Origin of the sequence: Congzhengia sp., from assembly GCF_037235575.1 — a bacterium.
Taxonomy (GTDB): domain Bacteria; phylum Bacillota; class Clostridia; order UBA1381; family UBA9506; genus Congzhengia; species Congzhengia minquanensis.
Genome location: NZ_JAXUNN010000038.1, coordinates 49180 through 62375 on the forward strand (window position 1 = coordinate 49180; position 13196 = coordinate 62375).

Genomic DNA, 13196 nt, shown 5'->3' on the forward strand with positions numbered 1-13196 from the left:
ATTGCGGCCATAACGGCCATGCAAAACGTTCCGAAATCAAATTTACTCATGCTGCACCGTCCTTTCCGTCCAAACTCTCTAAATATTTGCCGATTGCTTCGACTTCAGAACCTTCTGCTTTACTGAGTGAGGGGGCGTTCGCGTCAGAAGCTTCCGCTATTACCTTGGGACTGCCGAGTATCTCTTTAAGCGACATGGCAAGTTCAATCCCCTGTGCAATTCCGCACCGGTGAGCGCTGAATACTAAATCAAGGGCCATACTTTCCAATGCGGATAATGCCTCTTTGAGTTCCGGCCCAATCGTTTCAGATATTTCCGACACAGAACACCTAAATAATGCTTCAAGCTTCTTTTTGCGTGTAGTTTCATAGGGTTCCATACTGTCATCGTAAATAATGCTGTCATATATTTTTGCTGTGGTTTTCATTTTTATCTTTCCTTTCGTTAATTTATTCTTGACAATTTCGGACGGCTACCGTATAATTAAATTGTAACCGTCCTTTCAACTGATGGGTGTTACACTGCCTTTACAAATCGTGACTTTGTAAGGGCTTTTTCTTTACGCGATTGTGAATCGGGTTGTGATGTTGTCCTTTACAAATGCAGAGTATAAATCCTTGTGTGCTTCCTTAAATGCCTTTGTGTCGAACCGGCTTGATTTTACCGTTTTATAGCGGATTTTATATTCACCGGTTATAATTTCATCTGTCCCCCTTTCTGACATCTCAGCCTTGATTTTGTCCTTGATAGCTTCCATTTCGGCCGCTATTTCCTCGGACATACGTTGCAGTTCCTTAAGTTCCTTTGCTGATGATTGTAAACTTTGTTCGCTCATGTTCATTGCCTCCGTTTCCATTTGGTTTGTTTTGACCTTACGAGTATATTATAATATATTTGCACCAATATATCAATGGATAAATTGCACAATATTTACATCAATATATTATGCAAAATGTATATTTACATCAATATTGAAACATGTTATAATTAATATATAAATAGAAAAGAGTTTATATATAATGAACGCATTGAAAAGAAAGGGGTACTCTATACCTATGGCGACTACCAAAGCAGGGCAAAAAGCTGTAAACAAATATGTTAAAAATAATTATGATAGAATTAATTTCACAGTGCAAAAAGGGAAAAAAGATATTATTCAGAATGTAGCAGAAAAACAAGGGGAGAGTGTGAATGGATATATTAAAAAGGCTGTATCGGATAGAATAAAATCTGATACCGGAGATGATGTTGAATTATAATGTCGTAATAAAATATGGGAGGTTGTTTGCTTATGGAAGAGAGTGGAAATTTTCTAGAAAAACAAGATGTGATTAATGTTTTACAAGAATTTCAATGTAAAATAAAAAATTTACCTAATTATTTCTATCGTTATAGGTCGTGTAATAAAAATTCACTGAAAGCATTAAATAAAAATAGAATTTATTTGTCTTATGCCGAATGGGTTAATGATCCATATGATTGCAGCGTTAGAAGTGAAGAATTAGAGAAATTACCTATCGTGATTGATGATATTCTACCAACGAATCAAGTTTATAATGATATAATAAAAAGCTTTAGAAAATTTCCGGAACTTCAAGCAGACATGATACAAGAAAAAAAGAAAATGGTTAATTTTCAAAAAAACGAAAAAAAGCAGATTGAAATAGAATGCGAAAAAGTTTTTGACTCATTAAAAACTACGAAAATCGCATGTTTTTCAACAAAAAAAGATTCTATATTGATGTGGAGTCACTACGCAGATTATCACAAGGGGTTTTGTATTGAATATAAAAATAGTGAAAATAGTGATTTTTTTAAACGAATAATGCCTGTTATATATTCTCATACGTTTTATTGTTGGAAAGATTATAAATACTTTTTGATAACAAAATATAAAGATTGGAGTTGCGAAAATGAGTGGCGTTATTGGGAAATGGAGCAAGATACGGAATACGTTAATTCACCAACGCCGACGGCAGTTTATTGCGGTGCTAAAATGAGTGAATATAATATAAAACAAATTGTAAAAATAGCTAAGAAAAATAGCTTTGATGTTTATCAAATATATCCTGCAAAAGATAGATATGAGTTGGATTTTAAAGAAATATATAAAATATAGTTTTAGTTTAAATAAAAAATATTTTTTGATTTTATTGGACGAACTACGTACCAAAAAACTTTCCGCTTGAAAGGAAATGATGGCATGAATTTTACAGAAATAGATAAATTAAGAGAAAAATTAAAAACATTGCGTCCTCTGAATGAAACAGAAATAAAACGGCTTCGTGATGAGTTTATCATAGAAAACACATACGATTCAAATGCTATTGAGGGGAACACATTAACACTTCGAGAAACAGCTCTCATTCTGCAAGAGGGGATAACAATAGCGGAAAAGCCTATTAAAGAACATTTAGAGGCTGTGGGACATAAAGATGCGTTTGAATATATACTGGAGCTTGCAGACAGAAGCACGCCGCTATCAGAACGCGTCATAAAAGATATTCATTCCCTTGTTTTGATGAATGACGCAAATAACAGAGGCGTATATAGAAGCATTGGTGTTACTATAATGGGCGCCGCACACACACCGCCGCAGCCGTATTTGGTCCCTGTTCAAATGGAACAGTTACTCGCGGATTATGAGGGTATGAAACAGGATAAACACGTCATAGAAGCAATTTCAATGTTTCATCTGCTGTTTGAGGGGATACACCCGTTTATTGATGGAAACGGCCGAACCGGCAGACTGATTTTAAACTTAGAATTAATCAAAGCTGGCATGCTGCCCGTTAATATTAAGTTTACAGACCGTAGGAAATATTATGACTGTTTTGACGCATATTACGGCAATGGACATACACCGGATATGTTAACCGAGCTAATTACCGGATACGAAATAGGCGAGTTAAAAAAGCATATTAAAAGAATAGAGGGATAGTTTCTAAGTATGGCGCGCCCCTCTACGCTCTTTTTCTTACCAAGGTTTTAAACCTCGACAAAACGCAATAATCGAATAGATTTATCATTTCAGGTTTTTTCAGGTTTTGGCCGGTTTCGGTCAGAACCTTTTTTTGTAAGTTATATAGCGGACATTCAGTATCTTGCAAATTGCAAGGTACTAATGGCAAGAAATAGAGAGTTTTCAGGGGTTGTCAATTTGGTAACCCCTTACGGAGGCACGCAGACTACCCGCGTATTTACCGAAGACGGCAAAAAATAACCTCTATTTAGAGATTTTAGAGTCCATAAAAGGGTGGCTGACTGTAAAAAGTAATCCGGAGATTTCGGAGGCCCTAAAAAGAAGACTATTAAATGTATATTCGCCACTTGCGAGGTGGTTCCAGTATGACTTCCCCTGATAGGGGGTTCCCATTTTGACAATCCCCTTACAAAGAATATTCAGTACTAACCAAATTGGGTAGCGCTGACGGTATTTCAGTCCCCCTCAGACTGAGGGCTACTAACGTCAAGAAATGCAGAAAATTTCAGTTACCGATAAAATGTCGGTTGCTTATCGTTTTCTAAAAATTTAGAAAATGGCAGTGCACGAAAGAGGGGGAGTTGAAACAACGCCCCCCCTAATGTATTGCGAGATTTGCGAGGTCCTAAAAAGGGGGTCACAAAACTGGACGCCCTTGGTAAGGTTTTGGTAAGGTGAAAAGCTGGCGTCGCATTTTGCTACCCCATCAAAAAGCATATTTTCGGTAATAACCAAATCGTTTAGCACTGAATACAGAAAAAGCCGAAGTCAAAGCGACTTCCGCTAATTAGGTTTTGGTAAGGATGGGGTAACGAAACAGTACCCCATCAAAAGCGGACAAAACAATTGAGAGATAGTTCCTGATATAAGACACCGTTCTGTTCATGGTTTCACCTCTTACTGTTACTTACTCAAAAGTTGGTAACGGTTTCAAAAAGTGCCTCAATCCCTTGCCGCACAAGGCTTTGCGGTGTTTTCAAAAATCAGTTTGTTACCAACGTTACCAATTTTCTATATAATTATATTTTTTGGTTTAGAAAGTCTATATATTAGTAACATAGTAACATCACATAGTATTTTATTTATAAATATAGTAATAGCAAGGTTTTTGCGGTGTTACTAAGAATGTTACTAACCGTTACCAACTCCGAATTTGATGTAATATGGTTACACTACATTGGCAGCCCGTTTTTTTGTAGACTTGGGAAAAATACTCGGAATTACTCGGAACAATGAATGCAACCCAATACCTGGGTTTTATAGCGGTCTATTTGCTCTGTTTTTAGTACTTATTTGCGTTTTTACAGAAAACTAATATTGGATAGCATATCAAAGAAAAATCGAATGCGGGAAAAAATAGAGCGGTTTTAAATGGTTGTGTCTTTTCTGTGGATTCTGTCGTAAAAATGATTGTTTTCTTTTTGCTCCATTTTCAGAACCGCCCATTCAACGCTGCTGGTGTTGGTATGCTTGAATTCAGTGAATCCGCTATGGTATATGGAGCGGTCAATGACGTATTCGCGATACGAGTGCAGTTTTTTATGTTTGGGGTTTCTTAAATTTCTAAGGGCTTTCACTCTTATCTGCCGTATTCTCTCTCCGTTTACGCTGTATTTTCGGCCTATTTCAGCCAAAGTCTTTTCCGCAACAAAAACATCACACAGAATATCATACATCATATCGCCGTTGTTTTCGTCCTTTAGCGCGTCTTTTACAAGTCCAAACACCCGTTGCATATCGGCGTTATAAATTGCATTGTCCTCGAATTCTGCCGCTTCGTCCGGGAGCATATCGGCCTTAGTGGTTTCTCCGTCCTCAACTATGGGAGAATCCAGAACGCACAGGTCACGGCGGTTTTTATCACGCTTGACATATCTTGAAAAGTACCATTTCAGCTGATTGGAAAGGTACGTCACAAACTGATAGCGCTATCTTCTTTGTAGCTGTCAATGGCCTTTAAAAGCACAAAATAAGCCTCCTGCATGAGGTCGTCTGTTTCATACCCCAACCGCTTAAACGGCCGGCAATTGCGAAAAATAATGCCGCTGTTCTGCGTGTAAAGCTGCTCTAACGCGGATATGTCCCCCTTTTTGGCTGAAATTACAAGATGTTCGTTTGTCAAAATAAAGCCCCCTAACTACTTGCAAAAACCGTTTGACTGTGGTAAACTGATTATGTTGGCTGGGGGCTTGGGTTTGACTGTGGTATTTGTTTACTGTGGCAGGCCTTAGCTCTTTTCTTTTCCGCGGCAACTTTCGCCGGTGATTATCATAGGCAATTTACACATGTCTTTTATTCTGTCATATGTACGTTCTCCAAATGCGGATTTTAATTCTTCAACGCTCAAATTTGTAGAAATTACAGTTGGTTTTTCGTTTATGTATCTATGGTCTAAAATTCTGTAAAATAAATCCTGATTCCATACAGTGGTTCTTGTTATGCCGAAATCATCTAAAATCAGGACGGCCGTATTTTTGCAAATTGTTTCGAAATCGGCAGCTGTATGATTGTCCATTCTTTCTTTTACTCCGGCGATTAAGTCTGTACACCTTATATATTTGCACGGCGGCGTAATATTCCCAAAACCGCCTAACGGGACAAATTGACGCGCGATATTCTCATCAATCGCACAATTATCTATCATTCTGTTGATAATAGCGGCCGATATATGTGTTTTCCCTGTTCCGACAGTTCCAGCCATCACAAACCACAGACCGGTATTGCTATAGTCCTTGTTTGCAAATTCGGTGCTTAAGCGTTTGCATATTGCTTCGTCATTGTTTCGCGGCTCGAAGTTGTCAAACGTTTTTTCAATATAACCAATTGGGAGACCGCTTAATTTCCGCATGTGTTCCCGCGCTCTGATTGTACCGGTTGCAAGCTCCTTTTCTTTTTGCTCGTAATAACATACGCATGTTTTTGGCATTACTTTGCAAATAGGCGTAGGCTGAAAGTATTCTAATTGTCTGCCGCAGTTCGGGCAATATTCTGTATTACCGTTCATGTTAACATCTCCTTAAAGCGGTTAAACCCATTCTCTTGTTTTAAATTTATCATATTGGGTGTGTCCCTGTTCCGGCTTAACAGATGTTCCTTTGTCCTGTGCCTTTGATAACCACGCTGTAATAAATGCGCTGATGCCGCGGCTTGTTTTGCGCTTTTTGGGATTGCTTTCAAGCCAGCCCTGCATTTTCCGTAATTCCTGCAAAACATCTACTGCCGGATACAGTTCTTTCCAGTGGTCTATTTGTGGTTGGTTGATGTGATGAAAAGATTTGTCATTTAACACCAAAGAAAGAGCCGGCGAAGGCTCCGGCTTGGAGTTTGCATAAGCAGCTCCGAGCAATATATTTTCTCTATTCTCTTTCTTATCTTCTTCTATATCTTTATCTGGGGTGTTTACGTTTTGTTTACGTAAATGTTTACGTAAATCATTACACTCTGCAAGTTGCTTCTGTTTGGCTCTATATTCGCGTTGATATAGTTTTGAATATTCTTTTCGCGCTTCAATCTGTTCGATACTTTGATGTTTTCCCCAGTTCGGAATTGTAATAACGCCGTCAACAATTTCAATCATTCCAAATTCTTCAAATGTTTTTAGTGCCAGTTGAACGGTAGTTTCTTTTCTTCTGAAGATTGTTGCCAGCATTTTGTCTGTACAAGCAATTTTGTTTGACATCATGAACACGCCGCTGTTGTTTTGTTTTCCTGCAAGACATAACAGTTTAAACCAAATTACAATAATGCTGTCAGCGTCCGGCAAACTTTCAATCAAAAGTATTTTTTCATCGTCAAAAATATCCGTGACAATTTTTATCCATTTTACACCCATGTGCGTCACCTAACTAAACCATGCGCCGGATTGGGCTATTTTCAAAATATGTATTGATATCGGCTTTTGGTTCGCTTAGAAACTCAAGGAATTTATCGAAGTTTATCAGCGTTTTATTTCCGGCTTTTACAAATACAATCTGACCGCTGTTTACCAAATCCCGCAAATAATATTCTGTAATAGCGGTTTGCGGGTCAATTTGCTTTAGTTCCGCTATGGTTTCTTTAATCGTCCTCATTCTGGGCGGTGTGCTCATGCTTCTTCACGCTCCTTTACTAAATCCGCTATAATTTGCCTTACTTTTGCTTTTTGTTCCGGTGTGAATTCGCGGCGAAGCTTCTTACTGAATGTTACATCATTGCACCCGAAGCGTTCCGCTATTTGCCACAGCTTTAGATTTACGACCTTCACTTCTTCTCTGATGTCCAAATTTTTCATTTTTCTTCTCCTTTTTTATTATTCTTATTGACTTCAAATATCAATTATGTTATGATTCAATTATAGCATAACAATAATAAATAATCAAGTGTTTTGTTATGACTTTATTTTAGAATAATAAATTCGTTAAACTGGAGGGGCGAAATGAGTGATAATATAAAAAAAATGATTGGCGAAAGAATTGGACTTGCCTTGAAAAATGCTGACAAAAAACAAAAAGAATTGGCTCAATATTTAAATATTTCAGATAACACAGTATCTTATTTTGTAAACGGCAGCAGGACACCGAATACGGAACAGATTATAAAAATAGCGGATTTTCTTAATGTTTCTGCTGATTATTTATTGTGCCGGACGAACGTAGCAAAAGCAGATATGATACTGCAAACTATAGCGAAGGAAACAGGACTAAGTGAAAGAGCAATTGAACGTATATTAGAATTGAAGCAAGATAAAAATGATACATTAAATTTGTTCCTTTCCTGTGGTTTAACACATGAATTTTTTGAAGAATTTAAAGAACTAATTATAGTCCAAAAAATGTTGAATACCAGACGGACAGTAAAATTTTTTGAAGTTTCAGAAGAAGAATTCGAAACAAATTTTCATGAAAACACTGATTACAATTATTCAATTATAAACATGGAAGATAAGCTAAATCTGAAGTTGTTTAATATGCAAAATATTTTACTTGAAATTACAAATTATATTCTTGACGAGGTGGTGGAAGGTATAAATGGCCAGCATAACGAAACGGAATAACACATATATCATTCGCGTGTCGCTGGGATATGACGGCCTGGGAAAACAGATACAGCGGTTTAAAACATGGAAACTCGAACCAAACATGACACCAAAGCAGATTGAAAAAGAGCTGGAACGGCAAAAGGTTTTGTTTGAGGAACAATGCAATAGCGGTTCGTTTATGGGCGGCAATATGAAATTTTCTGACTTTGCCGACTATTGGCTGAAAGAATATGCAGAGAAAGAACTTCGGCCAAAAACCATTACGGATTATAAAATATTATTAAAACGTATTAACGCAGCAATCGGACATATTCGGCTTGATAAGCTTCAGCCGCACCATATTATGAAGTTTTACAATAATCTTCGGGATGGAAATATCAGAGAGGACGTAACCTATAAAGCAAAAATTGACGCGTTGCCGCTATTAAAGAAAAAGAAATTAACCCAAGCTGCACTTGCGGAAAAATCAGGCATTTCTATTAATACGGTTCGGAATTATGTACACGGTGTTTGCGTGTCTGAACAATCCGCCTTAAAAATAGCAGCTGCTTTGAAAATGCCGCATGAAAAAATATTTATAGCGTCAGAAAACAAAAATAAACCACTCGCGCCAAAAACAATATCCAATTATCACAGGTTAATTTCCGCTATACTGGAAAAGGCCGTTAAATGGCAAATATTGATGTATAACCCTTGCAGACGCGTAGAAGTGCCAAAGGTGCCGAGAAAAGAAACAAACTACCTTGATGAAGTGCAGGCAAGTAAATTGTTAAACTGTTTAGAGAACGAACCGCTTTAATACAAAGCAATGATAACAACGCTTCTTTACTCTGGTATGCGGCGCGGCGAACTTTGTGGGCTGGAATGGGCGGATATAGACTTTGATAATAATTTGATTGATATAAACAAATCATCGTTATATTTAACCGACAGAGGGATTTTTGACGATACAACAAAGACAGAGAGTTAAAAACGTGTCATTAAAGTGCCGCAATATGCAATTGATATATTAAAGCGCCACGGCGGCGAACAATCATTACAACGGTTAAAACTGGGCGATAAATGGATAAATTCCGGCAAGGTGTTTACACAGTGGAACGGAAAGCCGATTCACCCGGACACAATATCCGGTTGGTTCGGAAAATTTTTAAAACGGCATAATTTGCCGCATATTTCCATTCATAGCTTGCGGCACACAAACGCAACGCTTTTAATAGCGGGCGGCGCAGATTTAAGAACAGTTTCAAAAAGGCTGGGGCATGCCGACATGACAACAACGGCCAATATCTATACGCACGCAATCCAAAGCGCAGACGAAAGAGCGGCGCAGGTTTTAGACGCAATGCTTCCGGTTAACGATGCCAAAGCAAACTAATTTTTTATGCCGTAAGTAGCAAATAAGTAGCAAACAGGAGCAATTCACAATATTTCCATAAAAAGTATAAACCCCACAAACCTTGCGGCTGTGGGGCTTCTTTTTGGCGCGCCATGAGAGATTCGAACTCCCGACCTTTTGGTTCGTAGCCAAACACTCTATCCAGCTGAGCTAATGGCGCACGCGCTATTTAAAATCTGCTTTTGAAAATCAGCAAATACTATTATAGCACGTTTGTTTTAAAATTGCAAGAATTTTTTTCTAATTTATTTCTTTCACCTTGAAATAAACCAACATGTCAGACTCACCGCGGTTTGCAAAGCCAAAATAGGGAATGAATTTAATCCGTGTTTTTTCTAAAAAGTTTTCTGAATAAGGGCGGTAGAGCGCAGTAGAATTCTGAAGTTTGCGAAAGCCGTCTGTTTCAATTACGTTGGCGCCGAAAAACGGGTCAAAGGCGACTTTGGCATTTAAATTTTGGTTCACATAAAGGGCATGCAGATTTTCGCCGTTGTCAACGCTTTCGGCGCAGTAAACCAAAGGCCCAAACATCAGGGCCGCCCTGCCAATGTTGTTCTGCACGTTCAGGTTTGCCTCCACTAAGACCGGATCCATATGAAACTCTAACGAAACGGTTCCCGGATGATGAAACCGCGCATAACCGTTTTCCATGGTATATGGCGAGCTGGCTGTAAAGTTGCTGCACCAATCGGGAACACGCACACAAAGAAATTCTGCTCCCCGGTACACAATTTTTGCTTTTCCGTCTAACGGATAATTTGTGTGCGTTTCCACGTGCGCTGTGCCGTCGTCAAAGGTGCTTTCGGCCAAAATGTGCACATAGACGGACTCGCCCTCCCTGTCGTACAAAAAGCTCTCATATTCTTCAATAAAACGGTTGATATTAGGCGGACAGCAGGAGCAGTCGAACACTTCTTTGCGCTGTGTGGCGGCATGGTGTTCTGTGCCGGCCGCATCTATGAGCCGGTTGTTTGTTTTTGCATTGATTTCTAAGGGATTTTCATAGAAAAACGCCTTGCCGTCTATTGAGAGTCCGGATAAAATCCCGTTAAAAAGCGTACGCTCCAAAATATCGGCATAGACAGACTTTTTCTCTAAATCCAGCAGATTGCGGCAAAAGTAGGCCAGCGATATGGCGGCGCAGGTTTCCGCATATGCGCCCCTGTTGGGCAAGTCAAATTTTCGGGTAAAGCCTTCATACAAATTTGTGGAACCGACGCCGCCTGTAATATATAATTTATGGGAATATATATCAAAAAAGATATCCTGGCACCGCCGGGCGAGTTCGCTGTCGCCCAGCTCTTTTGCTAGGGCGCTGACGGCCGTGTATAAATAAAGGCAGCGCACGCTGTGTCCGGTGGCGGTTCGCTGGGAACGAATGGGAAAATCCTGAGAGGAAGGGCGGTGGCCGTCTTTCTCGTTTGCACCGCGGTGTTCTATAAAAAACTTTGACAAAGCAAGATAGCGCGGCTCGTTTGTAGCCTGATACAGGCGAATCAGGGCGAGTTCAATTTCCTCATGGCCGGGCGTGGTGAAGGCGGCGCTGTTTTTAATGTGAAACGTTTGGTCAATCAAATCTGCATAGCGCATCACAAGTTTTAAAAAACGGTCTTTTCCCGTTGCTTCATAATAAGCCACAGCGGCCTCAATGAAGTGTCCGGCGCAGTAAAGCTCGTGATCTTCCCGCTTTGTGAACCGCATTCCCGGCTCGCACACGGTATAATAAATATTAAAATATCCGTCAGGCTGCTGGTTCGTTTCAAATTTGTCAATTAAAGACTCAATTTTTGCCTCAAGCTCCTTGTCCCTGGTTTTTGCCAAAATATAAGACGCGCCCTCCATCCATTTTGCCACATCAGAATCCCAAAAAATATGTGGCTTTTGCTCCATTCCCTCTTCCCATACACAGGAAAAGGCGCCAATCCGGCCTGTGTTTTCAAACTGCTTCCAAACAGCGTGAATTGTGATTTTCCGATTCAGCTCCTGCTTTTCCCGCAGAAGTCCGCCCAATAAATTTACATTTTTATATGCGCTGTAATTCATGGTATTCTCTCCTTTTCTTGACAACGTAACTGCTATTATCGTATAATAAACTGCAAGCACAGTCAATAGAAAAAAGCAGATGAAAGGTGTGAAAATCAGATATGTTAAAAACCGAAACCGGCAGCCTTGCCTATTGCGGCGGCGGACTGTTTTTAACCGAGGCGGAATGGATTCATCCAAAGAGGGAAGAAAAAACCTATGAAATTATCTATATGGTGCGCGGTACTGCCTTTATGGAGGAGGGCGGGACGGAATTTACCCTGCAGAAAGGCGACCTGAAAATTTTGCGTCCCGGTATTGCACACAGCGGGGTTTGTAAATCGGTTACGCCCACCTCATTTTACTGGCACCACTTTAAAATATCAGGAAATATCAGCGAATTTTTGCCTGAACGTTCTCTGTTTCAAAGCTTTTCCGGCGGCAGAATCTTTCCAGAAATTCTGCACCTGGAAAACCTGTGCGGAAAACAGGCGGCAGAGCCTGCCCTCCTGCACCTGCTTAATATTCTGAAAATTACCGTCCCTGGCCAAACCGGAAGCGAGCGGCTAGCCAACCGGGTTTATGAATATGTGCGTATCAACGCAAGCGCCCAGCTTACTGCTCAAAAAACAGCCGCTTATTTTGGCTACCACCCGGAATATCTTTCTAAAGTTGTAAAGCAAAAATTTGGAGTCGGACTAAAAAGTGTTATAGATAAATTTATTATTAATCGCGCAAATGAACTTTTAGACAATTCTGTTTATTCAGTAAAGGAAATTGCGGCAATGCTGGAATTTCGCGAGGCGAATTTGTTCATAAATTTTTATAAATATCATGAAAACACCACCCCGACGAAGTATCGCAGCAGGAACTTTAAAACCCACATGAACGCGCGCTAATTTTTGCCCTCCAAAATTTTTTCCACCGGCCGTTTGTGTTCCCGGTTAAACCGTTCCAGCTTAAAGAGGGAGGAGTCACGGCTGATTTTATTAATGCCCTCCGAGCAGGAGAGGCTCATTTTAAAGCCCATTTTTTTAATTTCCTCCTCAGACTCGCCGCAGAGGAAGCCAAAGGGATAGGTAAAACAGTCCGCATTTTTCCCCGTGTTCTGGTAAATCAAATCGCGCATCTTTTTCACATCTTCCGTGAACACCTTCTGATAGTGTTCCGTTTTCTCCCCGCGCATTTTCGAACAGCCGTTCCTGCCGCCGGAAATTTTGTGCATGTCGTAAGTATGGTTTTGAATTTCCGTGTGCGTGCTGTTGCTTAACTGATTTACATCGTCCCAGTTTAAATGGGCGTAGGAAACACACCTGTCGTTGATTTTAGAATACTCGTCCGTGTAAGAGCCAACAATGGAAACAACGGCTTTCATATCATACTTTTCCAAAAGGGGAACGGCATATTCTAAATAAGAAAGATATCCGTCGTCGAAGGTAATCATAACAGGCTTATCGGGAAGCGGCTCGCCGTCTTCGTGGTAGCGAATCAGCGTGTCTGCTGTGATGGCCGTGTAGCCGTTCTTTTTTAAATATTTTAAATCAGCTTCAAATTCGTCGGGGGAAATAACAAATTTTCCCTGCTTGCTTTTTTCTTTTAAAATGTGGTGATACATAATAATGGGCAGTTCATATTCCGCCCCGCGGGTTTCCTCCGCCAAGCAGCAGATATATGCCCCGGCGTGGAACACGCCAAATATTAAGGCAATACAAGCTGCAAATACAACAAAACGGAATAAAATTCGTTTCATGTCTGTCTTCCTTTCTTTTTTGCAAAAC

The 13196-nt window shown here is 39.8% G+C and carries 17 protein-coding genes and 1 tRNA gene; 7 read left to right on the top strand and 11 right to left on the bottom strand.

Features of this window, described 5'->3' with window-relative positions:
* Positions 1-46: 46 nt before the first annotated feature.
* Positions 47-427 (bottom strand): hypothetical protein, encoded by a 381-nt coding sequence (locus WIG73_RS08950; protein WP_337400214.1) that lies wholly within the window; start codon positions 425-427, stop codon positions 47-49.
* Between the two features lie 132 nt (positions 428-559).
* The gene (locus WIG73_RS08955) at positions 560-835 is read right to left on the bottom strand and encodes a hypothetical protein (protein ID WP_337400215.1); all 276 of its coding nucleotides are present in this window, start codon (positions 833-835) and stop codon (positions 560-562) included.
* A 184-nt stretch (positions 836-1019) separates the two neighbouring features.
* On the opposite strand from WIG73_RS08955, the gene WIG73_RS08960 reads away from it, so the two are divergent.
* The 3 genes from WIG73_RS08960 (at position 1020) to WIG73_RS08970 (ending at position 2941) form a co-directional block, all read left to right on the top strand.
* A complete protein-coding gene (locus WIG73_RS08960; protein WP_337400217.1) occupies positions 1020-1259 on the top strand; it encodes an ABC transporter ATP-binding protein in 240 nt (79 codons plus the stop codon).
* Between the two features lie 32 nt (positions 1260-1291).
* Entirely contained in the window at positions 1292-2119 is an 828-nt protein-coding gene (locus WIG73_RS08965) for a DUF2971 domain-containing protein (protein WP_337400218.1), read from the top strand.
* Between the two features lie 84 nt (positions 2120-2203).
* Entirely contained in the window at positions 2204-2941 is a 738-nt protein-coding gene (locus WIG73_RS08970; RefSeq protein WP_337400219.1) for a Fic family protein, read from the top strand.
* A gap of 1409 nt (positions 2942-4350) precedes the next feature.
* Here WIG73_RS08970 and WIG73_RS08975 read toward each other — a convergent pair.
* From WIG73_RS08975 to WIG73_RS09000, 6 genes are all read right to left on the bottom strand, one after another.
* Positions 4351-4899, bottom strand: a complete 549-nt coding sequence (locus WIG73_RS08975) for a sigma factor-like helix-turn-helix DNA-binding protein (protein WP_337400220.1) — start codon at positions 4897-4899, stop codon at positions 4351-4353.
* The gene (locus tag WIG73_RS08980) at positions 4896-5105 is read right to left on the bottom strand and encodes a hypothetical protein (protein ID WP_337400222.1); all 210 of its coding nucleotides are present in this window, start codon (positions 5103-5105) and stop codon (positions 4896-4898) included. Before WIG73_RS08980 ends, WIG73_RS08975 begins: the two co-directional genes overlap by 4 nt.
* Positions 5106-5210: 105 nt before the next feature.
* Positions 5211-5987: an ATP-binding protein gene (locus WIG73_RS08985; RefSeq protein WP_337400223.1), complete on the bottom strand. Its 777-nt coding sequence runs from the start codon at positions 5985-5987 to the stop codon at positions 5211-5213.
* Positions 5988-6008: 21 nt separating this feature from the next.
* The gene (locus tag WIG73_RS08990) at positions 6009-6815 is read right to left on the bottom strand and encodes a phage replisome organizer N-terminal domain-containing protein (RefSeq protein WP_337400224.1); all 807 of its coding nucleotides are present in this window, start codon (positions 6813-6815) and stop codon (positions 6009-6011) included.
* Positions 6816-6828: 13 nt separating this feature from the next.
* On the bottom strand, positions 6829-7071 hold the full coding sequence (locus WIG73_RS08995; RefSeq protein WP_337400225.1) for a DNA-binding protein: 243 nt from the start codon (positions 7069-7071) through the stop codon (positions 6829-6831).
* The gene (locus WIG73_RS09000; protein ID WP_337400227.1) at positions 7068-7253 is read right to left on the bottom strand and encodes a hypothetical protein; all 186 of its coding nucleotides are present in this window, start codon (positions 7251-7253) and stop codon (positions 7068-7070) included. The genes WIG73_RS08995 and WIG73_RS09000 overlap by 4 nt, the downstream gene beginning before the upstream one ends.
* 144 nt (positions 7254-7397) lie before the next feature.
* Here WIG73_RS09000 and WIG73_RS09005 point away from each other — a divergent pair, with 144 nt between their 5' ends.
* The 3 genes from WIG73_RS09005 to WIG73_RS09015 all read left to right on the top strand — a co-directional run bounded on the left by WIG73_RS09005 (position 7398) and on the right by WIG73_RS09015 (position 9375).
* On the top strand, positions 7398-8015 hold the full coding sequence (locus WIG73_RS09005) for a helix-turn-helix transcriptional regulator (RefSeq protein WP_337400228.1): 618 nt from the start codon (positions 7398-7400) through the stop codon (positions 8013-8015).
* Positions 7990-8799, top strand: a complete 810-nt coding sequence (locus WIG73_RS09010; protein WP_337400229.1) for a helix-turn-helix domain-containing protein — start codon at positions 7990-7992, stop codon at positions 8797-8799. The genes WIG73_RS09005 and WIG73_RS09010 overlap by 26 nt, the downstream gene beginning before the upstream one ends.
* A 186-nt stretch (positions 8800-8985) precedes the next feature.
* On the top strand, positions 8986-9375 hold the full coding sequence (locus WIG73_RS09015) for a site-specific integrase (protein WP_337400230.1): 390 nt from the start codon (positions 8986-8988) through the stop codon (positions 9373-9375).
* Positions 9376-9479: 104 nt separating this feature from the next.
* Here WIG73_RS09015 and WIG73_RS09020 read toward each other — a convergent pair.
* Together WIG73_RS09020 and WIG73_RS09025 are read right to left on the bottom strand one after the other, a co-directional pair.
* A tRNA-Arg gene (locus tag WIG73_RS09020) sits at positions 9480-9556 on the bottom strand.
* Between the two features lie 80 nt (positions 9557-9636).
* Entirely contained in the window at positions 9637-11439 is a 1803-nt protein-coding gene (locus tag WIG73_RS09025) for a beta-L-arabinofuranosidase domain-containing protein (RefSeq protein WP_337400232.1), read from the bottom strand.
* 101 nt (positions 11440-11540) lie between these two features.
* Between WIG73_RS09025 and WIG73_RS09030 the strand changes: the two genes are divergently transcribed.
* Positions 11541-12317 (top strand): helix-turn-helix domain-containing protein, encoded by a 777-nt coding sequence (locus tag WIG73_RS09030; RefSeq protein WP_337400233.1) that lies wholly within the window; start codon positions 11541-11543, stop codon positions 12315-12317.
* On the opposite strand, the gene WIG73_RS09035 is transcribed toward WIG73_RS09030, so the two are convergent.
* On the bottom strand, positions 12314-13168 hold the full coding sequence (locus WIG73_RS09035; protein WP_337400234.1) for a polysaccharide deacetylase family protein: 855 nt from the start codon (positions 13166-13168) through the stop codon (positions 12314-12316). The genes WIG73_RS09030 and WIG73_RS09035 overlap by 4 nt on opposite strands.
* Positions 13169-13196: the final 28 nt, after the last annotated feature.